At 42.5% G+C, this 22,555-nt stretch carries 20 protein-coding genes, 5 tRNA genes and 1 pseudogene; 7 read left to right on the top strand and 19 right to left on the bottom strand.

The window, feature by feature from the left end; genetic code table 11:
- Positions 1-24 precede the first annotated feature (24 nt).
- The 7 genes from ACZ07B_RS17870 to adaA all read right to left on the bottom strand — a co-directional run bounded on the left by ACZ07B_RS17870 (position 25) and on the right by adaA (position 7,244).
- Positions 25-399, bottom strand: a complete 375-nt coding sequence (locus ACZ07B_RS17870) for a Na-translocating system protein MpsC family protein (RefSeq protein WP_003246482.1) — start codon at positions 397-399, stop codon at positions 25-27.
- Positions 400-456: 57 nt separating this feature from the next.
- Positions 457-747 (bottom strand): DUF6407 family protein, encoded by a 291-nt coding sequence (locus tag ACZ07B_RS17865; RefSeq protein WP_014475635.1) that lies wholly within the window; start codon positions 745-747, stop codon positions 457-459.
- 63 nt (positions 748-810) lie between these two features.
- Entirely contained in the window at positions 811-1,338 is a 528-nt protein-coding gene (locus tag ACZ07B_RS17860; RefSeq protein WP_217020541.1) for a carbonic anhydrase, read from the bottom strand.
- A gap of 76 nt (positions 1,339-1,414) precedes the next feature.
- Entirely contained in the window at positions 1,415-4,030 is a 2,616-nt protein-coding gene (locus tag ACZ07B_RS17855; RefSeq protein ID WP_217020543.1) for a DUF2309 domain-containing protein, read from the bottom strand.
- A 14-nt stretch (positions 4,031-4,044) separates the two neighbouring features.
- Positions 4,045-5,562, bottom strand: coding sequence for an NADH dehydrogenase subunit 5 (locus tag ACZ07B_RS17850; protein WP_217020545.1), 1,518 nt, complete (start codon positions 5,560-5,562; stop codon positions 4,045-4,047).
- A 517-nt stretch (positions 5,563-6,079) separates the two neighbouring features.
- Positions 6,080-6,622, bottom strand: a complete 543-nt coding sequence (gene adaB, locus ACZ07B_RS17845) for a methylated-DNA--[protein]-cysteine S-methyltransferase (protein WP_041335168.1) — start codon at positions 6,620-6,622, stop codon at positions 6,080-6,082.
- Positions 6,606-7,244, bottom strand: coding sequence for a bifunctional transcriptional activator/DNA repair enzyme AdaA (gene adaA, locus ACZ07B_RS17840; protein WP_464877500.1), 639 nt, complete (start codon positions 7,242-7,244; stop codon positions 6,606-6,608). The genes adaB and adaA overlap by 17 nt, the downstream gene beginning before the upstream one ends.
- Before the next feature lie 271 nt (positions 7,245-7,515).
- Here adaA and alkA point away from each other — a divergent pair, with 271 nt between their 5' ends.
- Positions 7,516-8,427 (top strand): DNA-3-methyladenine glycosidase II, encoded by a 912-nt coding sequence (gene alkA, locus ACZ07B_RS17835; RefSeq protein WP_464877499.1) that lies wholly within the window; start codon positions 7,516-7,518, stop codon positions 8,425-8,427.
- 243 nt (positions 8,428-8,670) lie between these two features.
- On the opposite strand, the pseudogene ACZ07B_RS17830 reads toward alkA, so the two are convergent.
- The 12 genes and pseudogenes from ACZ07B_RS17830 to ACZ07B_RS17775 form a co-directional block, all read right to left on the bottom strand.
- Positions 8,671-8,811, bottom strand: a pseudogene (locus ACZ07B_RS17830) (hypothetical protein).
- Between the two features lie 46 nt (positions 8,812-8,857).
- Positions 8,858-10,660, bottom strand: coding sequence for a glutamine--fructose-6-phosphate transaminase (isomerizing) (glmS, locus tag ACZ07B_RS17825; RefSeq protein WP_464877498.1), 1,803 nt, complete (start codon positions 10,658-10,660; stop codon positions 8,858-8,860).
- A 433-nt stretch (positions 10,661-11,093) separates the two neighbouring features.
- Complete coding sequence (glmM, locus tag ACZ07B_RS17820) at positions 11,094-12,440, bottom strand: phosphoglucosamine mutase (RefSeq protein WP_014478651.1); 1,347 nt, start codon at positions 12,438-12,440, stop codon at positions 11,094-11,096.
- A gap of 18 nt (positions 12,441-12,458) precedes the next feature.
- The gene (gene cdaR, locus ACZ07B_RS17815) at positions 12,459-13,913 is read right to left on the bottom strand and encodes a CdaA regulatory protein CdaR (RefSeq protein WP_024571951.1); all 1,455 of its coding nucleotides are present in this window, start codon (positions 13,911-13,913) and stop codon (positions 12,459-12,461) included.
- Complete coding sequence (gene cdaA, locus ACZ07B_RS17810; RefSeq protein ID WP_042975593.1) at positions 13,906-14,727, bottom strand: diadenylate cyclase CdaA; 822 nt, start codon at positions 14,725-14,727, stop codon at positions 13,906-13,908. The genes cdaR and cdaA overlap by 8 nt, the downstream gene beginning before the upstream one ends.
- Positions 14,728-14,887: 160 nt before the next feature.
- Entirely contained in the window at positions 14,888-15,514 is a 627-nt protein-coding gene (rsiW, locus tag ACZ07B_RS17805) for an anti-sigma-W factor RsiW (protein ID WP_015252964.1), read from the bottom strand.
- 13 nt (positions 15,515-15,527) lie between these two features.
- Complete coding sequence (gene sigW, locus ACZ07B_RS17800) at positions 15,528-16,091, bottom strand: RNA polymerase sigma factor SigW (RefSeq protein WP_014478649.1); 564 nt, start codon at positions 16,089-16,091, stop codon at positions 15,528-15,530.
- Positions 16,092-16,321: 230 nt separating this feature from the next.
- Positions 16,322-16,393 (bottom strand) — tRNA-Gln (locus tag ACZ07B_RS17795).
- Between the two features lie 4 nt (positions 16,394-16,397).
- Positions 16,398-16,482, bottom strand: a tRNA-Tyr gene (locus ACZ07B_RS17790).
- 22 nt (positions 16,483-16,504) lie between these two features.
- Positions 16,505-16,577 (bottom strand) — tRNA-Thr (locus ACZ07B_RS17785).
- Between the two features lie 4 nt (positions 16,578-16,581).
- Positions 16,582-16,657 (bottom strand) — tRNA-Val (locus ACZ07B_RS17780).
- Between the two features lie 3 nt (positions 16,658-16,660).
- Positions 16,661-16,735, bottom strand: a tRNA-Glu gene (locus ACZ07B_RS17775).
- 179 nt (positions 16,736-16,914) lie between these two features.
- Here ACZ07B_RS17775 and ACZ07B_RS17770 point away from each other — a divergent pair.
- The 6 genes from ACZ07B_RS17770 (at position 16,915) to amiE (ending at position 22,532) form a co-directional block, all read left to right on the top strand.
- On the top strand, positions 16,915-17,370 hold the full coding sequence (locus ACZ07B_RS17770; RefSeq protein ID WP_003234960.1) for a 2-thiouracil desulfurase family protein: 456 nt from the start codon (positions 16,915-16,917) through the stop codon (positions 17,368-17,370).
- Positions 17,371-17,382: 12 nt separating this feature from the next.
- The gene (locus ACZ07B_RS17765) at positions 17,383-17,865 is read left to right on the top strand and encodes a GNAT family N-acetyltransferase (RefSeq protein ID WP_464877497.1); all 483 of its coding nucleotides are present in this window, start codon (positions 17,383-17,385) and stop codon (positions 17,863-17,865) included.
- Positions 17,866-17,974: 109 nt separating this feature from the next.
- Positions 17,975-18,889: an N-acetylmuramic acid 6-phosphate etherase gene (gene murQ / locus ACZ07B_RS17760; protein ID WP_339238907.1), complete on the top strand. Its 915-nt coding sequence runs from the start codon at positions 17,975-17,977 to the stop codon at positions 18,887-18,889.
- A 16-nt stretch (positions 18,890-18,905) separates the two neighbouring features.
- The gene (locus tag ACZ07B_RS17755; RefSeq protein ID WP_015252968.1) at positions 18,906-19,757 is read left to right on the top strand and encodes a MurR/RpiR family transcriptional regulator; all 852 of its coding nucleotides are present in this window, start codon (positions 18,906-18,908) and stop codon (positions 19,755-19,757) included.
- Between the two features lie 25 nt (positions 19,758-19,782).
- A complete protein-coding gene (locus ACZ07B_RS17750; protein ID WP_015715132.1) occupies positions 19,783-21,150 on the top strand; it encodes a PTS transporter subunit EIIC in 1,368 nt (455 codons plus the stop codon).
- A gap of 56 nt (positions 21,151-21,206) precedes the next feature.
- The gene (gene amiE / locus ACZ07B_RS17745; protein ID WP_464877496.1) at positions 21,207-22,532 is read left to right on the top strand and encodes an N-acetylmuramoyl-L-alanine amidase; all 1,326 of its coding nucleotides are present in this window, start codon (positions 21,207-21,209) and stop codon (positions 22,530-22,532) included.
- Positions 22,533-22,555: the final 23 nt, after the last annotated feature.

The raw sequence follows: 22,555 nt of genomic DNA, 5'->3' as shown, positions 1-22,555 counted from the left end.
TCAAAACATTTTATTTTCTTTAGATTATAAGATCTTTTCCAAATTTTTCTCTAGATCATTACATAATTTAAACACCATCACTCGTTCACCTGTCCGGGAGCTTAAATCAGTATGAAAACTTTTCACTTTTTCTCCGGTTATTTTTAAGATAATATCCTTAAGGCCTTCTATACCTGATTCGACTAACTCCGAACGAGTTTGTTTGATAGATAACATACCCTCTTTTGATCCACAAACTACATATTCGGCTGGTGTTAAAATCCCTTTTAAATTGACGATGATCATGTCCCGCAGTATATCAGTCTTAACAGATACAGACCCCCGTCCAAGATAATCCTTCTCCCATTGAGTAATGGACTTACTGATCTCTGATTCAATAGAACCCTTCGACTTTTTCATATCTAATACATCTCCTGAGCAAAAAAATTGGCATATTCTATTTGTGATTTCGTCTCATTAATATTCTCTTACAACATATCCTTCATATACACCTTCAATATCCAAATCAGTTTTACCGTTTCTTGTGACCACTATCATTTTGGATAACATATTTTCTTCCATCATAGAGTGGACATGCAAAAATCGAACATTTCCTGAATGGGTTTCCTCAACTTCTTCATAAGACTTTAGATGATAAAAATCAATTGCTTTTCTAATTAGTTTTTTCATACATTCCATATTTTCACGATCAAACGAGTTCATTTCCTCTATTGTTTTCGTGACAAAATCAGTTAAATTAGCGCTCATACAATCTCCTTAGAACTGCTTTCTCCATATATAGGTGCGTTTAGAAGTTGAACCTGCATTTCATCATGACAAGCAATGATCAGGTATGGCTTGACCTGTTTTAGCATCAGGACCCTCCATAATTGAGGGTTTTCCATCCTTATGATTAACGAATAAACCTCTTACTTTAACATATGACGGCACTAGTGGATGATGTCGAATCATATCAACACTTTTTTCAATGGTGTCACTGCTATTTTCATTTAGCCATTCATCGACCGTACCACCAAAAAATTCAGGCTTGCAATTTTGAAAGAGATAATCCAATGTTTGTATTTTATCTTTCATTGTTTCAAGTTGAGTTAGTCCATTACCTGCGGAAGTCTTCTTATCTTTTGTTCCTACTACAAAAATCTCCTCAACACCTTCCTGGTAAATCGCAAAAATAACAGACCTCATGATTTCTCCATAAGGATGTGAAATACCGGCACCATAGCTTTGTATAGTCAACATATTCTCTGCAGAAGTGTTAGTCGCTTCTTGTAAAATAGGCTCCAAACCGTTTTCAATATCCGTCAAAAATAATACTTTTTTATTTTGGTTTACATTCATACAGCACACCTCTTCCTTATGTTTATCATTTTTGTATTGAGTAACAAATCCATTTGATAAATGCTTAGATTCATCATTACCAGCTTTCCCAACATCCTTCTGGATCAAGACTAGCCAGTCGGACCCATCCATTTTGAACTTTTTGCAGAAATGCTGAGTCATGATTTAATAACCGTTCTACATATTCTCTAGGTGCTTGGATGAGTATCAATAAACGAAGAGGAGAATGATAGGCCTCGTGATCTGATTCCATGACGGATTGCCAAGGCAGTCCGGCTAACAAATCGCTTGCATTCCCCTGCATAACGCCGAGACCTGCAGTAACGGTTTGAGTTGCTTTATTTCCGCTGCCATAATAATGAGGTGCTACCGTTGATGCGTAATATTGTAAATTAATCCATTGGGCTACAGTTCCAGGTCCTGCAATAATATTTGCTAGGAGTTCACCGCTTTCATCCTGCTTCCAATCATAATTATGGAGAAAGGCTCTGCCTTCCAAATCACAATCCTGAGTTAGTTCACGTTTACCGATAATAAAAGCGGCATTACGAGCCAGTCCCCATTCCGGACGTATCTCACTCCAATCTTCCGCAAATCGGTTTGCCTCAGCCTTCGGATTTTTTAGCTTCGATTGGAAATTCGGTAATTGGGCTAGACGTTCTGCGTTTACATGATGTCTCACTTTCGGCATAACAGCTTCAATTTGTTCAAATGCTTCTTGTGCAGCTTCGGAAAGCTCTGGTACATAAAGCCAATGTAATTCATCCACCGTTGTATTATGTTCAGCCGCTGCAAAAACCGTATCCTCAGGGATTTTAATTCCTTCAGTTAAAAGAGCTTCTCGTACCTCTGATAGATTACATAAAGCAGCTAAAACTCTTGCATTAAATCCACCGGCCGCTCCACCGCAGGCACCACAATCAAGGGCTGCGGAATAAGGATTATTAGTACTTTGACTGCCATGCCCGCAGATCACGACCAAGGGTGCGATGTTTTCTGTTAACCCCATCATTTTTAATGCTTGGCGAGCATAGTTCACTTTTTCTTCATCAGTAAAACCCACAGGTATTTCTGCCTCTGTAGTATCATGATGAAGCGAGAGTTTTGTATCAGGTTTGCGCAACCAAGCCTCACGGAGATTACGAATGAAACGACCCGCCTTTCTTGGCACAAAGCTACGGGCTGCCATTTGCAGAGTAAGCCAAGGTCCACTTAGCTCAGGCAGTAGTAAGCTCGAAAGCGCATTCTGCTTCATCGTTTTAAAGGTATGGCTTAAAGAATGAATTGCTTGCTTCCGTTGATTGTATTTTTTGAATACATCCTCATCTGCGAACTCTTTTATTTTATTTTGCGGTTTTTGTATGATCGGTAAGGAAGCATGACTGTGTTTACTGCCAAGTTCACAAGTTGCAATCGGCACCCCGAAGAAACCAGCAATACCAATCGTTTCAAACGGGCCTTCTTTTTCTAGTTGACGACGAAAAGGTTCTGATCGTACATCGATGCAGAATGCTAATTGAGCTAATGCAGATTTTTTACCGCCGGTTTCACGTTGTTTCGAGATGATCTTCTGGCTTAATCGATCAGTGTACGTTTGTTCCCAAGCTTCTAACCAAAGTTTCTTGCGAAGTTTCTCATCAAAGCTGTAGGCAAATGATAAATATTCGTTTTGTTCAATGGCCGTCATCTGTGACCATTCTTCTAATGTAAGCCCACCCCAATGAATCCAAGCTGCTATAAGGGGAGCAATTGAAATTTTTTTCTTAGATCGTTCATTAGTCAAAGGTAAGTATGGCTTTATAAGAGCCCACTCCATGGATATTCGAACCGCTAAATATTCTGTTAGGAGTGCATGTTCGTGGCTCGATTGCTGGGAGCGCCAAAGCATCATCCCTGCCCATCCAGGTAATGAAAGTAAATGACCTTCAAGATAAGTCTGGATTTCTGACTCTGGGATTTCTAGTGCGAATAAAGCTTCCTGTAAAGCCAAATGTGCCTCTTTCGGCCAACCCTTTACCCTTTCTCGCTGCTTTTTGCTAAGTGCTGGATCATATTGAATGAGATGCTGCCAAGCACGATAGAAACCTTCCTCACGATTAGGCATTGTCCAGCCTGCTTGAGAGTCATCAAGATATAATTTACTCCATTTAATGACATGATGATCTAGTATATTGACTAGCCTTTCACCATCTTGATTCTCTATATACGAACTTAGTGGCTGCATAAACACATTCTCGATATGATCCAATCCACTACATTCACTTACTAATTTCTCCAGCTCATGTGATGATAAAAGGTCGGAAGGCAGGGGATCTAACTTTAATGCAGCATGACAAAATCGCTCTGCTACGTCCCGTGGGATGTGATAGGAATGTGAATCAAGCCAACGCTGAAGCCCCATTTCCACAAAATCTTCATCAATCTCACCTTTATTCTTTGCTGAACGGATCATAGACGCACTAGGGTATATATCAACATCGCGAGTGTTTTTCAACCAACTTGCAATCTGATCAAAAGGTTGGTTTTCAAGTCCCATCCACGGATTACGTGCAGCAAATGTAGAAATAGGCCAAAGTGGCGCAATCACTCGGCTGGCAGATGTAATGAAAACGTTAAGATCCCTTTCTTGAACATCAATATCTGTATCTATCTTTTTTACATTATCTTTCGTTAATACGGATGTAATGCCCATCTCAGATTAGCTCCTTATGAAATATATTGTTTAAGGTAGTCTGGGTGACTCTCTACTGACTTTGGTTTTGCTTCACCTAATCGGACTAACCAAAGATAGAGTACCGCGAAAAAAACGGAAGAACGATGACGAGCAACCCACGTACCTAAAGCACTGCCAAAGAGTAAGAGACATACGACAATCATGACAGCTGACATTGGAGGTTGAACACTTTGAAAAATGGTTGTATGCAGCCACTTATAGAAAAGGTTATGAATGATAAAATATACGAGGGCTGCTCCTCCTAAAACAGTTAAGCCGGCAATCCGGCCAATTCGGCCCTCTCCAAAAGCGACAAGCTGAGTCCAAGAAACGGACAATGACCACCCTAAGATCAGCGCACTAATGAATTGATATCCCTCTCCAGGAGCAGTGAGCCAAAAAGCAACACCTATAACTAAGGCTAACGTACGACCAGCCACGAGCCATAAATAGGATGATCTCTCTTTAACACGAGTCGATACTTCATGACGCTGTACGGCTGAACCAGCCTGTAAAAACAACGTAGCTTTAAATAAACCATGTAAAATAAGATGAATAATGGCTGCTATATAGGCCCCTAGTGCACACTGAATGAGCATAAATCCCATTTGTCCAATCGTGGAGCCTACTAACTGGCGTTTATAATCAACCTGGACTAAACTAATACCAGTTCCAATCAATACAGAAATGCCAGCAAGCAGAAGTAAGACAATCGAAGCGATACCACCATGAAATAGAGGTGAAAATCGAGTTAGTATTATTCCTCCTGCATTTACTAAACCTGCATGCATAATCGCAGAAACAGGGGTTGGAGCAACAATAGACTCAACTAACCATCTTTGGAATGGCCATTGAGCTGCAGGAATAATCACTGCTAATACAATCAATAGCTGAATCCCTGTTCTCTCCCATTCTCCCAGCCCAGCTAAACTTTCATTTGTTACAACCAATGATAACTGCCATTGACCTGTGGCATGAAAAAGCCACATCATCGCAAAAAACAAAGAAAACCAACTTAACAAAAATAACCGGCCAGAAATTTTGGCTGCTTCACTAGCCACTTGCCAAGCACTGTTTAACCTTATAAGTAAGGTTAAACCAACAAGAGTTGCTCCCCAAAATAGAACCATCAAGCGGAGATCACCACTTAACCATGTCATTGAAGCAGCACCTGTTGTGAAAGTAAAAAGTGTAAAATATTTTCGATAAGATCGATCCCCCATTAAGTAACGTACAGAAAAACGCTGAATGATGAATCCAATTGCAAGAACAAAGAAAGTCATTAAACAAGCTAAGGAATCTAAGTGCCAAGGGCCAACATTTCCACTCACACCACTATTGGCAAGAATCAGTAAGGAAACCAAAAGTGGTAAAGCCAAGATCCCAATATGAATGCGAACAAAACTCAAGGGTACTCGCGGATATAAAAACAATAGTCCACTAATCCCAGAAGCCATAAGCATAATAAAAAATAATGTTAATAATGATGACAAACTCAGCGAAACTAACATTCTAAATTCTCCCTTTTTTAAAACTCATTATTGTTCAAAAGACCTTTCAATCAGATCATATTTGTCTATTATTTATTTCAATTTTTATTTATCTCTATTTTTTTCCAACAAAAAAGCCGACAACTTCAAAATTTCAATGATTATGTTAGATCATTGAATCCTGAAAATTGTCGGCTTCACTTCAACTAACTTCAGCGAAGTTTTTTGAAGTGCTACCTTATTATTGGTCTTTACTTTATGCTATGTTTTCATTTCCTTTAATATAGTCCTGATTATCAAATAAATCGACTCATGTTCTCTTCCTTTTTTATTAGGATACTTTTTCATCCTATCAATATTTAAAATTAAATATGAAAAGAATGCTAAAGGCCTACATATTTTAAAAGGAAAAATAAACATCTGCATCGATTATTAAGTTACGTATAAGATATGCTAAATTTTAAAAGTTGTCAAGTTTATCAGTAAACTGGTCTTTACTTTCCTCTAAAATAATCCAACCCATATAGATGATTCACTTTCAATGAGGAACATCCATTTCAGATGAAGCTCGCTTTTCCAGATCGAGGAGCAGTGTCTTCATTTCGAATCCGCCCCGATAACCAGTTAATGAGCCATTCTTTCCTATTACACGATGGCACGGTACAGTAATTAATACCGGATTAGCCCCAATAGCTGCACCTACAGCACGAACAGCTGCTGGTTTATTTATTTCATTTGCAATGTCGGAATAGGATTTCGTCTGTCCATAAGGAATTTCACAAAGTGCATTCCAGACTGCTAGCTGAAATTGCGTACCGGCGTACTCAACTGGAACAGTAAAGTTTTTCCGCTTTCCTTCTAGATATTGAGTGATTTCAACGGCATAGGGTTCAAGCTTATCATCATCTTCAACAAGAAGACTTCCTGGAAAGCGTTTCTTAGCCCATTCGAACAATTCCTCGATTGGTTTGTTCTGTGAACCTACAAACACAAGCCCCTTTAAAGTTGAAGCAATGTAAAAATTCCAATCCTTGAACATTAGTAAAGACCAATAAAGGGTTGGTTTATTCTTTGTTTCCATTGTACGTTTCCTCCATTTTACTCATTTGACGAAATTGTGCTGGTGTCTGTCCAGTTTTCTTTTTAAATAAAGTAATAAAATAAGGCGCGTTAGCTATACCCACACATATAGCGATATCTCCAATCGATTTATTTGTCTGAATCAAATACTTTTTAGCCGCGTGTACTCTAACTTGTTGTATATACTCAACCAGCGTAATGCCTTTAATCTTTTTAAATGTTCGATGCATATGATACGGGCTCCCATGACAAATATCTGCTAACGATTCAAGCGTTAATTTTTCTGTGAAATTTTTATCAATGTATTCAGTAATTAAATCAACCCACTCGCTATCAGGCATTTTTTCATTAGTGGGCTTGCAACGTTTACAAGGTCGAAAATTTGCGCGGAGAGCTTGTTCTGCGTTTGGAAAAATACATACATTTTCTTTTTTCGGAACGCGAGATTTACAGGATGGTTTACAGAATATACCTGTCGATTTAACAGCGTAGAAAAATTGATTATTGTACGCTGCATCATTATTTATAATTGCTTGCCACTTTTCATCTGTTATCATTTCTACATCATTCGAAATTCTATGATCATGGCTCTCTTTATGTCCGTTATTGATACTATCCAGCATTTATCTCACCTCTCCTTACATGGCTCATCTAATTCATTTTGAATTGAATCCCAATTTAAATTTTCGACACGCGTTTTTATATCTTGAGCCATTTTTATATACTCCCGTTTAGCATTCTTGATAACTACACTATAACCTCATAAATAGAAAAAAATAAGGTGGTTAGAATGTAATAGCAAGATAACAAAATGAGTAAAGATGATTATGTGATAAACTAATTTCAACCAGCGTGAGTTTTCTTATAATTATTTAAGATAAGGAGAATGAAAAAGTGACATGGCATGAAGTCAATGATGTTATTGTCATTACATTACCTGAAATTTTCGACATGAATGCGAACCTAGGCTATCTAACCAGAGAAAAAAATGAATGCATGTATGAAATAGAGAACAATATCATTACAAAAGTTATAGCCAATGGGGAAATTCGGTCCTTAGTGCAGGTAAGCGTAATCAATAATAAACAAATGGTTGTTCAATTCCTAAACGATTCTAGACCTGTTGAGCAGTGGAAACGGGAAGAGATTGTAAAATATATTCATGAATGGTTTGATCTTGATAACGATTTAACACCATTTTATGAAATGGCAAAAGCAGATCCATTACTTAAAATGCCTGCCCGAAAATTTTATGGGTTGCGAGTTATCGGCATTCCCGATTTATTTGAAGCTTTATGTTGGGGAGTTTTAGGACAACAAATTAACTTAGCCTTCGCGTACTCCTTAAAGAAGCAATTTGTAGAAGCATTTGGCGATTCTATTGAATGGGATGGTAAAAAGTATTGGGTGTTCCCACCGTACAAGCGAATTGCACAGTTAACCCCTACCGACCTGGCAGATATTAAAATGACGGTAAAAAAAAGTGAATATATCATTGGAATAGCCAGATTAATGGCAAGTGGAGAATTATCGAGGGAAAAATTAATGAAAATGAACTTTAAAGATGCTGAAAAAAACTTAATGAAAATACGAGGAATCGGTCCTTGGACAGCCAATTATGTTCTAATGCGCTGCCTTAGGTTCCCGACAGCTTTTCCAATCGATGATGTGGGTCTAATTCATTCGATAAAAATATTACGTAATATGAATCGAAAGCCTACGAAAGATGAAATCTTAGAAATATCGTTTTCATGGAAAAAATGGGAGTCATACGCTACCTTTTATTTATGGCGTGTCCTTTACTGAATCATTTCAACTTAAACCGGAATGTACTCAATAACAAAAGAATGAATTTTAAAACCTAAGGCCCACAAGTACATTCTCTTTTCATCTTTCATTTTAATGTCATGAATTTCTCGCCCCTTATTAAATGTCATAAAAAATCTGTTGTCATTACAATAGGCTCTCCGGTCTGCTATTACATAAGAAAATTCAGGTGAAAGTAAAAGCAATTTCGCTCCACTGAAAAATTCATGCAGTCTACTAGTTTTAAAGCCTTTTAAGCTCGTTAACTGGCCTTATGAGGAAACATCTTAAATCTATAGCCATGGCCGATCGATAGTCGGGTCCTGTACCATCAACTTCTTTAATCTATTTTTCCACTGTAGACGTTCTTTCTCTTTTGGACATAAAAACACCCCTTTAGATAATCTTATCCAAAGGGGTTAAACATTTATTACTCCACAGTAACACTCTTCGCAAGGTTACGCGGTTTATCAACATCACAGCCGCGATGCAGTGCAGCATAGTAAGCGATCAGCTGCAATGGAACAACAGATACCAACGGAGCAAGCGCTGGGTTTACTTCCGGCAGTACGAATCTGTCATCCGCATCGTCTAGGCCTTTTAGTGAGATGATGCATGTGTTTGCTCCGCGAGCGGCAACTTCTTTGACGTTTCCGCGGATGCTTAGGTTTACGTGCTCTTGAGTTGCCAGTGCGAATACTGGTGTTCCTTGTTCGATCAAGGCAATCGTTCCGTGCTTTAGCTCACCGCCGGCAAAACCTTCTGCCTGGATGTAAGAAATCTCTTTCAGCTTCAGTGCGCCTTCGACACATACGAAGTAGTCAAGGCCGCGTCCGATGAAGAAAGCGTTTCTGGATATAGTCAGGTATTCACGGGCGATCATTTCCATTTCGTCTTTCTGGTCGCATAGAGCTTCCATTGCGTTTGCAGCGATACCGAGTTCTTTGACGAGGTCAAATCCGATATCGATGCCGTTTTTGTCAGCAGCCACAGAAGCAAGAACCGCAAGAACTGCAATTTGTGCAGTGTATGCTTTCGTTGACGCAACAGCGATCTCAGGGCCTGCATGAAGCAGCAATGTATAGTCAGCTTCACGAGAAAGCGTTGATCCAGGTACGTTTGTGATTGTCAGGGCTTTGTGTCCGAGTGCTTTGACTTGAACGAGAACCGCGCGGCTGTCTGCTGTTTCTCCGCTTTGAGAAAGGAAAATGAAGAGCGGTTTCTTAGACAGAAGCGGCATGTTGTAGGAGAATTCACTCGCTACATGCACTTCAACCGGCACGTTTGCCCACATTTCAATATATTGTTTACCGACAAGTCCTGCATGGTAGCTTGTTCCGCAGCCAATGATATAGATGCGGTCCGCTTCCGCTACAGCGGCAGCGATATCACCAGGCACAGACAGCTTGCCGTTTTCATCTTGATACGTTTGGATGATTTTGCGCATAACAACAGGCTGCTCATCCGTTTCTTTCAACATGTAGTGAGGGTACGTGCCTTTTTCGATATCACTGGCATCAAGCTCAGCAATATAAGACGCACGTGTAATCACGTCACCATCAAGGTTTTTGATGACAACTTGGTCATCAGTGACGATAACCATTTCTTTATCCATCAGCTCAACATATTCGTTGGTTACTTGAAGCATCGCCATTGCATCAGATGCTACGACGTTGAATGTATCTCCAAGACCTACTAATAGAGGGCTTTTGTTTTTCGCTACAAAAATCGTTTCTCTGTTGTCGTTATCGAATAAAGCAATTGCATAAGAGCCTTTTAACAGTGTAAGTGTTTTACGGAACGCTTCTTCTGTCTCAAGTCCTCCATTGACGAATTGCTCGATTACTTGAACGACTACTTCTGTATCGGTGTCACTTTTGAGCTCTACATCTTGCAAATACTCTTGCTTCAGCTGAACATAGTTCTCGATCACGCCGTTATGAACAAGTGTAAAGCGACCCAGTGCGCTTTGATGCGGGTGAGCGTTCAGATAGCTTGGTTCGCCGTGTGTAGCCCAGCGAGTATGCCCAATTCCGGCTTTCGCCTCTACATTGGCATCCACAACTTCACGAAGATCTGCAATGCGTCCTTTTTCTTTGAACACATGGATTCCCTGTTCGTTGGCAACAGCAATACCAGCAGAGTCATAACCGCGATACTCAAGCTTCTCTAACCCTTTTAATAAAATTTCCTTCGCATCAAGCTGACCGATATAACCTACGATTCCACACATATTTTTCTTCCTCCTAAGATTGTAAAAGGAGACGAAGAAAGTCAAATTTCAAGGGGACTTTCAATCGTCCCCTCCTACATGTTTTTTGGAAGATCATGTGATTTCTCTTTGTTCAAGGAGTCACCCCCTTGGTTTGAAGAAATCCTTACGGCTGTGATCTGCACACTCAGCCGGGAGGCATCCGCCGAAAATTCGATAACCTCCATCCTCGTCAACTAAGCCTTTTTCCGGGCGCTTAGTTCGGGCGCTATAATTATAGGTAAAGCAATAATCCCGTCTTCTTTTCCTATTGAGAAAATAAGAACAAGACAAGCTTGATTTTACAACATGTGGCATAAACGGTCAATTGTTTTTTAAACAACTTTGCCGTATGTCTCACAATTATCTTATGTAATCCTCGCTTGTCTTGTTCACTCTCTGATAATAGACTTCGTTACTCTAATCCCATTTCTGACCGGACGACTTCAACAATGCGATTGACATACTCATCGCACAGCTCTTTCGTCTTCGCTTCAGCCATGACACGGACGAGCGGTTCAGTTCCTGAAGGGCGCACCAAAATCCGGCCGTCGCCGTTCATTTCTTTTTCAACTTCAGAAATAACTGCTTTTACTTTTTCATTTTCTTCAACTTTATATTTATCAGTCACTCTCACATTGACTAACAGCTGCGGGAACTTCTGCATTTCAGCTGCAAGCTCTGACAGTGGCTTGCCTGTGGCTTTCAAAGTGTTCATCAGCATAATAGCAGACAATAATCCGTCCCCTGTCGTGTTGTAATCAAGGAAAATAAGATGTCCTGACTGCTCTCCGCCGACGTTGTAGCCGTCTTTTTTCATTGCTTCTACTACGTAGCGGTCGCCGACAGCTGTCTGTACGCTTTTGATGCCTTCTTTTTCGAGCGCCTTATAGAAGCCGAGGTTGCTCATCACGGTTGAAACCAAAGTATCATCCTTTAAACGGCCCTCTGATTTCAGATGTTTTGAGCATATGTACATGATTTGGTCGCCGTCTACAATATTTCCTTTTTCATCGACAGCAATCAGGCGGTCGCCGTCACCGTCGAACGCAAGACCGAGATCCGCGTTTTTCTCTTTGACAAACGCGCTGAGCGCTTCGGGATGAGTCGAACCGACGCCGTCATTAATGTTTAATCCGTTCGGGGAAGTCCCCATTGTAGAAACATCTGCATCTAAATCAGCAAACAGGTGTGTCGCCAAGGATGACGTTGCGCCATGGGCACAGTCCAATGCCACATGAATGCCTGTGAAATCTTCATCAGCTGTCTGTTTTAAGAATTGCAGATATTTTTGTCCGCCTTCAAAATAATCGTTTACAAGTCCAAGATCTGCTCCGACAGGTCTTGGCAGCTTATCCTCAGGTTCGTCCATCAGGCGCTCAATTTCAGCCTCTTGTTCATCAGAAAGCTTAAATCCATCTCCCCCAAAGAATTTGATGCCGTTATCCTGCACTGGGTTATGAGAAGCGGAAATCATGACGCCCGCCTCTGCATCCATCGCTTTTGTCAAATAAGATACACCTGGTGTAGAAATGACACCCAGACGCATGACTTCTGCGCCAATGGATAAAAGTCCGGCGACAAGGGCTCCCTCCAGCATATGGCCGGAGATGCGTGTATCGCGGCCTATCAGCACTTTTGGACGTTGTTTGTCTTTTGTCAGCACATAACCGCCGAAACGTCCGACTTTAAAGGCCAGCTCAGGTGTAAGCTCACTATTGGCGACACCTCTTACACCGTCTGTTCCAAAATACTTGCCCATTTTATAATCGCTCCTTTTTTATTCCGATGAGGATTGTGAATTCGCAGTGGATTCATCCTCATCCTGATCTTGGTTTTGATCTTTATTTTCGTCTTGGTTTTGATCGTTGTTGTTTTTATCAGTGTTCTTTGTATCTTCTTGCTGATTGTTCTTTTGATCATTTGTTTGTTTATCTGTGTCATCCTGGTTCCCTGATGTATTGCTGCTGTTATCATTCGTTGATGTATTGCTTTTCTTAGACGTCAGCTTGATTTTGGCGTTTTTCCGCCCCAAGGACCAAGTTACATTCTGTGGCCCGTTCACTTCAAGCTTCACGCTATGCTCCCCGTCCTCTAAATCTGAAACATTCACATACAATTCAATATCTGATTTTTTCAGTTTATTTATATTCGTGGGAGAGCCTTTAGCCGTTACATCTATCGCTTGTGATTCAGGATCAAGAAATTCAATGTTTTGTGAGCTGCTCAGCCCTACAGTCTTGATAGGGACATTCTCGAACTTCTGATCCGCTTCACTATCGACTTCTATATGCAAAGTCACCTTTGACGGTGAGATTTTTTTGACACCGTCAGGAAGCGGAATATCTGCCTCGATATCGGAATCCTTGTTAATTTTACTTAAATCTAAGCTGACGCCGTCAATAAATTCAAGAGAATCCAACACATCCTGTGAGCCGTAAACCGTTACCTCACTGGGGCTGGATTCAATATTCGCTATGCTGACACCGTCAGGAAGGCTTCCTGTCCGTTCAATTTTAAAGGGCACTTTTTTACTCGGGCTTGTCACCGGAACGGTAATCTTGATGACCGAGGGCTCCACGTCGACAGGAAGCGCGTTTCCGTCTTTATCATAGACAGTCACTTTCGCTTCCTTTTCAATCGTTTCATCTGCGTTTTCCAAATTCACTGAAGCTTTTACAAGAGAAATATTATCGATGACATTTTTCGATCCGGTAATCTGCACATTTTTCGGACTGACAATCGGCTGCTCCGGAGAATAGCCTTTTTTCATCTTGCTTTTGTTGTAGTACTCCACTTCTACGGGAAAACTTTTGGTCGTCCGTTCCTGAATGGTCACTGTCGTAACAGACGGATTAATTGAGATTGTCAGCCCATCCGACACGTTTTTGGCCTTAAGCTCAACCTTATGCGTGCCGGTTTTCAAATGTTCCATATCGGCATATATTTCAAAGTTCTTGGTCTGCCGAGCCTTTTTCACGGCGCTTGTCGAGCCTTTTATCGTGACATTAACCGTTTGCGGAACACCCGTCACGACGTAATTTTCATCATCATAATACGCTTTAACCGGGATATCAGTCAGAGTTGCTTCATCAGTTGTTGATGTCGGAAAGAAAGATTCACCCGGTTTTTTTGGAGTCGGTGCTTGGTTGCTGTTAACCGCCACATAAAGCAAGAGCGCGAAAAGCAGAGCAATGATTTTCACAGCCCAGCGGTTGTTTAAGAATTTATCCATTTTTCTTGCCCCTCCAATACCAGCGGTTAGAAGAAGTGTCTCTGGTGTTTTTCTTAAACTCGGCTTCAAGCATTTCTTTCAGCGCTTCTTCTGTTAGCTCTCTGTGAAGGTCGCCGTTCCTTGCCACACTGACGCCGCCGGTCTCTTCAGACACAATAATCGTCAAACTGTCTGTTACTTCACTGATACCGACAGCCGCTCTGTGCCGCGTGCCCAGTTCTTTTGAAATAAACGGGCTCTCAGAAAGCGGCAGATAACAGGCGGCCGCGGCAATTTCATTATTTTTCATAATCACCGCACCGTCATGAAGCGGGGTGTTTGGGATAAAAATATTGATCAGCAGCTCAGAGCTGACTTTGGCATTCAGTGGTATGCCGGTCTCAATATAATCCCCCATTCCAGTATCCCGCTCAATGGTAAGCAAGGCGCCTATACGGCGTTTCGCCATATAATTGATCGCTTTTGTAATGGCCTCAATCGTTTTCTGCTGCGCTTCTTCAACAGGCGTGCCGCTCCTCGAAAAAAAGCGGCCGCGGCCTAGCTGTTCAAGCGCTCTTCTCAGCTCAGGCTGAAAAATAATAATAATTGCTAAAAATCCCCATGTTATCGCTTGGTCCATCAGCCATTGAAGTGTGCTGAGGCCCAAATATTGGCTGGCCATACGAACAAGCACGATGACTACAATTCCTTTTAACAGCTGAACCGCTTTCGTGCCGCGTATCACCATAATCAATTTATATATCACATACCAAACAAGGAGAATATCAACGGCATTGCCGAGGTACTGCAAAAAAGGGATATCCTCAAAAGCCATTTCCTCGTCCTCCAAGATTTCAGTCATTTCGTATTTTGTGTTTTACGTGTTACGCATATGTACTTTACATAGCGAGCCCATTATACCACATTTCGATTTAGCAAGTGAAATGTGCCAGCCCTCTCAGCCCGCAAAAAAAGAGCAAAGCGGCTAACGCGCTTTACTCTTCTCCGTTCGGACTGAATGCATCGAGTACACTTTTCCCCGCAGACTTCATCTTGTACCATGTCCAGTCGAATAATTGATTGATTTCTTCAATCTGACCGGTGACTTGTCCAGCAGAGGCCATATACTTTTCGCCGTTTACGACGGTTACATCCCCGTCTATTTTGCCTTTAATAATCAGCTTGCCGTTTTTGACAGTGACATCACCTTTGACCGTCTCACCTTCTGGCACGGTCACAGTATGGTTATGAACCACAAGATTCGGCTGCTTGGATACGCTGAAATTGTGGTCATTATGCCAGCTGTTAAAAAAACCTCCGCCCATCAAAATGATGAATACCGCAGCAGCTGCGATAACGGGATGGGTTCTGAACCATCTTTTTACAGAAGCTCTTTTCTTCTCCTTAGGCAATTTTGCCATGACATTAGCGGTAAAATCCGCGGGGGCTTCGACATGCGATGTGCTCCGTACGAGCGCTATGGATTTCTCCATCTCGTAAAAATGCTTTCTGCATTTCTCGCATGTCTCCAGATGTTCATTTAATACGTGTTCATCTTTTGGAAGGATATCTCCATCAAGATGCATATGCATAAGCTGCACAATTTGTTCAGGACAGCTCATTTCATCACCCCACTTAAAGATCCCTTAATTGTTTTCTAAGAGCCTCTCTGCCTCTGTGAATCCGCGTTTTCACAGTCCCCACAGGAATGTTTAGAATCTCCCCAATTTCAATTAATGAGAGTTCGTCAATATACTTTAATACGATGACTGTTCTGTATTTGTCAGGAAGCTTTAAAATTTTCTGCTGTATCGTGTTTGAGAGCTCCAGCGACACAACTGCATCTTCAGGCAAAACACCATCTGCGGCGATTTGAGAATACATGGTCAAGCCTTCCGTACCAGCCACCTCTGCATCGAGGTAATAATCCGGCTTCTTTTTGCGAATGCGGTCAATGGTCAAATTGGTCGCGATTCGATAAAGCCAAGTTGAAAATTTCCGGTTAATATCAAAACTGTCGATATTAACGTACGCTCTGATGAAAGCTTCCTGTGCAATATCCTCCGCCTCATGCACATTGCCAAGCATACGGTAGCAAAGCTGATAAATTTTATCTTTGTAAATATCTACGATGTCCGCAAATGCATTCTGGTCGCCTTTTTTGACTTGTTTAATTCTTTTTTTAATCATCATTTCCATATTTATCTAACCTCTGCCTTCACCGGTCTGTATGTATACGAGCTTCGTTTCAAAAGGTTTCAATTTTTTTATAAAATAAGTTTATCAAATTTTTGGCAGGGTGTAGATGGTAATTCGTGAATAAACTACCTTAACATATTTTTAAAATTATTATACAGACTGAACAGTTAGAAGTTGGAATGATTTTTCCGAAAAGAAAAAAGACACCTTTTGATCAAAGGTGTCTGTGACTGGGCTAGCTGGATTCGAACCAACGCATGACGGAGTCAAAGTCCGTTGCCTTACCGCTTGGCTATAGCCCAATAATGGTGGAGGGGGGCAGATTCGAACTGCCGAACCCTGAGGGAGCGGATTTACAGTCCGCCGCGTTTAGCCACTTCGCTACCCCTCCACATTAAATTTTGAAAAAACAGTGCCGGCAAGAGGACTTGAACCCCCAACCTACTGATTACAAGTCAGTTGCTCTACCAATTGAGCTACACCGGCAAGATGGTGGAGGATGACGGGCTCGAACCGCCGACCCTCTGCTTGTAAGGCAGATGCTCTCCCAGCTGAGCTAATCCTCCAAATGGTGACCCGTACGGGATTCGAACCCGTGTTACCGCCGTGAAAGGGCGGTGTCTTAACCGCTTGACCAACGGGCCGTTGTGTTCTCGTCGAGCTGACAAAAGTTATTATATACAGGTCACCCCCTGTTTGTAAAGACGAAAATTAAATTTTTTATTTTCAAACTTTTTAACTCCTTTTTTAACTGAAAAAGCCTCCCAACTAAAGCCATTTATTTTATGATAGAGACAAGCAAAGCAAGAGAGGAGAAACCAATATGATTCTAGTCAGTTCCTGCCTTGGAGGCATTGAATGCAGATATAACGGCTCTCACGCAGCGTCGGAGAAAATCAGAAAACTCGTCGATGAAAAGAAAGCAGTCATGGCTTGCCCTGAACTTCTCGGCGGCTTCTCTACCCCACGCGAACCCGCAGAAATCATAGGAGGCACCGGCGAGGATGTCCTCAATGGAACAGCGAAAATCGTGACAGCTTCAGGAGAAGACGTCACAGAACTATATATGGAAGGCGCCGCGAAAACATTGGCTTACGCAAAAGAAATCAACGCTTCTGCCGTCATATTAAAAGAAAACAGTCCATCTTGCGGAAGCGGTTTTATCTATAACGGCACATTCTCTGGCAAAAAAATCACCGGCAGCGGAGTAACCGCCGCACTGTTAAAACAAGCGGGCTACCGCGTCATTTCGGAAAACGAGCTTAACGACATATTGTAAGGAGGCCACCCCATGACTCAAGACATTTCTTTATCCTTCTATAAACCTGAACACTTGCCCGAGCTCCAATCATTCACGCTCACCAACGATGACAAACGCTTTACCTCCCTCCCGAAAGAGGTGCTGTCTCAGGCTCTGGGCATACAGGACCGATACCCGGTTGTCGTCTTAAAAGACGACCTTCCAGTCGGTTTTTTCATTTTACATGCATCAAAAGAAACGCTTGCTTCTTATTCTAACAATCCATTTGCTTTACTGCTCAGCTCCCTGTCTTTAAACGCTGTGCATCACGGAAAAGGCTATGCGAAAAAAGCCATGCTTTTGCTTCCCGCTTTTGTGAGCGGATATTTTCCATGGTGCGACGAAATCATCTTGGCCGTCAATCATCTGAACATACGCGCAAAACACCTTTATATGAAAAGCGGGTTCCTTGATAAAGGACGGCGAAGAATCGGGCCGCTTGGAGAACAGTTGATCCTTCATCATTTCTTATAGTCTTGAGTGAAATAAAATTTCAAAAATTTAAAAACATAGTTGAAATATCATAACAGAAATGAATATACTGAATATTGAGATATATCATTTTAAAACAGGGGGCATCCTCATGTCAGAACCATTAAACCTTCACCGTCTTACAACAGAATCACGCAATAGCCAAACAGTTGAAATCCACAAAGCAAACACTCTCGGCATCCTCAAAATGATCAACAACGAAGATATGAAAGTCGCTGCAGCCGTTCAAGAGGTTCTCCCCGACATCAAAACAGCTGTAGACTGCGCTTATGAATCGTTTCAAAATGGAGGCCGGCTCATATATACAGGCGCCGGCACAAGCGGCAGACTCGGCGTCATGGATGCTGTTGAATGTCCTCCCACCTACAGCGTAAGCCCAGATCAGGTCATCGGAATCATGGCTGGAGGCCCCGAAGCCTTTTTACAGGCAGCAGAGGGCATTGAAGACAGTGAAGAAGCAGGAGCTGAAGATTTAAGAAACATACAGCTCACTTCAAATGACACCGTCATTGCCATCGCAGCGAGCGGCCGCACACCCTACGCCGCAGGCGCCCTAAGATACGCCCGCAAAGTCGGAGCACACACCATCGCCCTTACTTGCAATGAAAATTCCGCCATCAGCAAGGATGCGGATCACAGCATTGAGGTTGTCGTCGGACCTGAGACCATTACAGGATCAACACGTATGAAAGCCGCAACCGCTCATAAAATGATTCTAAACATGATATCTACCGCTGTAATGGTCAAAATCGGCAAGGTTTACGAAAACTTGATGGTAGACGTCAACGTCAGCAACAAAAAACTAAAAGAACGCGCCATCAGCATTATCCAAAGCCTTACAAACGCTTCATACGACACAGCCAGATACACTCTGGAACAAGCCGATCATCACGTCAAAACAGCAATCGTCATGCTCAAAACAAGCACAGATCAGAAACAAGCAAAGACATTACTCGATGAAGCAAACGGTTTCATTGACAAAGCAATCGAACATTACCATCCATGATAAGGAGAGAACTAGAATGGCCACAGGCGGTTTAGCGATCATCCAATCAATGAAGCATAAGCTCCCTCCATCCGAGCGCAAACTTGCAGATTATATCCTAGCCCATCCCCACAAAGCAATCGAAAGCACGGTCAACGAAATCAGCGCCTTAGCCAATTCAAGTGACGCTGCCGTCATCAGGCTCTGCAAATCACTCGGTTTAAAAGGATTTCAAGATTTAAAAATGAGAGTAGCGGGCGATCTGGCAAAGCCTACGTTTCAGGGCTACCGGGATATTGTTCCCCACGAGCCGCTGCCCTCCATTTCCGAAAAAACGGCCGGCAATGCCATTCAAGCCATTCAGGATACTTCAGACCTGATGGACTACAAAGAGCTTGAACGAGCGGTTTCTCTGCTTCTCAAAGCTCATACCGTGCATTTTATCGGCCTCGGGGCTTCCGGCATTGTCGCCAAGGACGCCCAGCAAAAGTGGCTTCGCATTCATAAACAAGCAACCGCGTTTACAGACACTCATCTTGTGGCATCTTTAATCGCAAATGCAGATAAAGACGACATCGTATTCGCCATTTCGTTTTCAGGAGAGACACAGGAAATCATTGAACTGTTTGCCATGGCCAAGGAAAAAGGCATCACAACGATCAGCCTCACACAATTCAGTCAGACATCCGTCTCCGCACTGGCTGATGTCCCTTTGTATACAGCCCATTCCAATGAAGCCTTGATTCGAAGTGCAGCCACTTCCTCCCGCCTCGCCCAGCTTTTTATAATTGATGTTTTGTTTTTAGGCATGGCGGCTGAGCAGTATGAAACGACAACCGGTTATATAGATAAAACGAGAGCAGCCATACAATCTATGAGAATAAAATAAGGCATCTTGAAGGGGAGGGGTTTTAATGAGCAAAGAAAATAACTACCATCATCTCGCACAGAAAATCCTTGAGCTATGCGGAGGAAAATCCAATATTTCTTCATATACGCATTGCATGACACGCCTGCGCATTACGCCTTACGATGAAAGCAAAGCAGATGCTCAGGGTTTAAGAAAGCTTGACGGCGTATTGGGGGTCGTTGAAGCTGAAACCTTACAAATTATCCTCGGCACAGGAGTCGTCAATCATGTTACAGCTGCTTTCTCAAAGCTCGTGTCAGCAGAAGAAGGTGCCGATGTCAAAGAAGCTGCGGCCAAAAAGAAAGCCGATATCAATCGAAAAAACGCCACTCCTTTTAAACTTTTCTTACGTAAAATTGCCAGCATTTTTATCCCTCTTATTCCCGCTCTAGTCGCTTCCGGTTTAATTACTGGGATTACCAAAGCAATTATTCAAGCAGGCTGGCTCTCTGCAGACTCACAAATTGCGATTATCCTGACAGTCATCGGATCAGGGCTGTTCACTTATCTCGGCATTCTCGTCGGTATTAACGCTTCGAAAGAATTTGGCGGGACACCCGCACTTGGGGCTTTGGCCGGGATCTTGATTATCAATCCGGAGATCGCAAAAATCAGTTTATTTGGAGAAGAGCTTCTCCCGGGCAGGGGAGGTCTGATCGGCGTCCTTTTCGCAGCCATATTCATTGCTTACACCGAACAATTTATTCGCCGTTTTATTCCTCAATCACTCGATATCATTGTCACACCCACCGTTTCACTGTTAATCACCGGAATCGTAACGTATGTCGTATTTATGCCTTTAGGCGGATTCATTTCTGATGCCATTACATCCGGCCTTCTGTCCATCCTGGACATCGGCGGCATCGCTGCAGGCTTTATTCTGGGCGCAACCTTCCTTCCTCTCGTCGTAACCGGACTGCATCAAGGCTTGACGCCTGTGCACATGGAACTGATCAATTCAATTGGCAATGATCCTCTGCTCCCTATTTTGGCTATGGGAGGTGCAGGACAGGTAGGCGCGGCCTTTGCCGTTTTCGTGAAGACGAAAAAAACAACACTGAGGAAAGCAATCGCCGGCGGGCTTCCATCGGGACTGCTAGGCATTGGTGAACCGCTTATTTTCGGAGTCACGCTGCCGCTTGGCCGTCCGTTTTTAACAGCATGTTTAGGAGCTGGAATCGGTGGTGCCTTTCAAGCGTATTTTCAAGTAGCCACCATTGCGATTGGTGTCTCCGGACTGCCGCTTTCCTTTCTAGTCCTGCCTTCGCAAATCATCCTGTATATCGTTGGGCTCTTTATTTCCTACGCGGCCGGCTTTTTATTGACCTATGCATTCGGATATAAAGATGAAATGGCTTCTCAGTTCGATTAAATTGTTTCTGTTTTAGGGATAGTAAACGGGATAGAAGCACAGAAAGGGGCTAGCCTGTGAAAACAAAGACACTGTTCATATTCAGTGCCATTTTAACCCTATCGATATTCGCGCCAAATGAAACCTTCGCACAAACAGCAGACAACTTGGTTGAGCCGAAAACCATAAATGCAGAAACTGCACAATTCTCGACGAAGAAGCTAAAGAAGGTAGATCAGATGATAGAACGGGATATTGCAGCAGGATTTCCAGGCGCCGTTCTTGTGGTGGTGAAGGATGGACGCATCATAAAAAAAGCAGCATACGGCTACAGTAAAAAGTACGAAGGGTCAGAACTGCTGCGCCGTCCGGCCAAAATGAAAACCCGCACGATGTTTGACTTAGCCTCAAATACAAAAACGTACGCAACAAATTTTGCATTGCAGCGCTTAGTCAGCCAAGGAAAACTTGATGTCTATGAAAAAGTTTCTGCATATTTGCCGGGTTTCAAGGATCAGCCGGGTGACCTCATAAAAGGAAAAGACAAGATACGTGTCATTGATGTCCTCCAGCACCAATCAGGGCTCCCATCAAGCTTTTACTTTTACACGCCGGAAAAAGCCGGCAAGTACTATTCCCAAGAACGGGACAAAACGATTGAATATTTGACGAAAATTCCGCTCGATTATCAAACCGGGACAAAACACGTATACAGTGACATTGGATATATGCTACTTGGGTGTATTGTCGAAAAACTCACTGGCAAACCGCTTGATGTCTACACGGAGCAAGAGCTCTACAAACCGCTCAGGCTGAAGCATACCTTGTACAATCCGCTGCAAAAGGGCTTTAAACCGAAACAGTTCGCAGCTACTGAACGAATGGGCAATACACGTGACGGCGTTATTCAATTCCCTAACATCCGCACAAACACGCTGCAAGGAGAGGTGCATGACGAAAAAGCGTTTTACTCAATGGATGGCGTGTCTGGGCATGCCGGATTGTTCTCAAATGCAGATGATATGGCCATACTGCTGCAAGTCATGTTAAACAAAGGTTCATACCGAAACATTTCTTTATTTGATCAGAAAACAGCCGACCTGTTTACAGCACCTTCAGCAACAGACCCGACATTCGCTCTTGGCTGGAGGCGGAACGGAAGTAAAAGCATGGAATGGATGTTTGGCCCTCATGCCAGTGAAAATGCTTACGGGCATACCGGCTGGACAGGGACAGTTACAATTATTGATCCAGCATACAATTTAGGCATCGCATTGTTAACAAATAAAAAGCATACACCAGTTATTGATCAGGAAGAAAATCCAAACGTCTTTGAGGGTGATCAATTTGCAACAGGCAGTTATGGAAGTGTTATAACCGCGATTTATGAAGCGATGGAGTGAATGATTAGACGATAGGAGGAAGT

It is taken from the genome of Bacillus sp. 9.4 (genome assembly GCF_055486415.1).
This window is presented reverse-complemented; position numbering and strand designations above follow the sequence as displayed.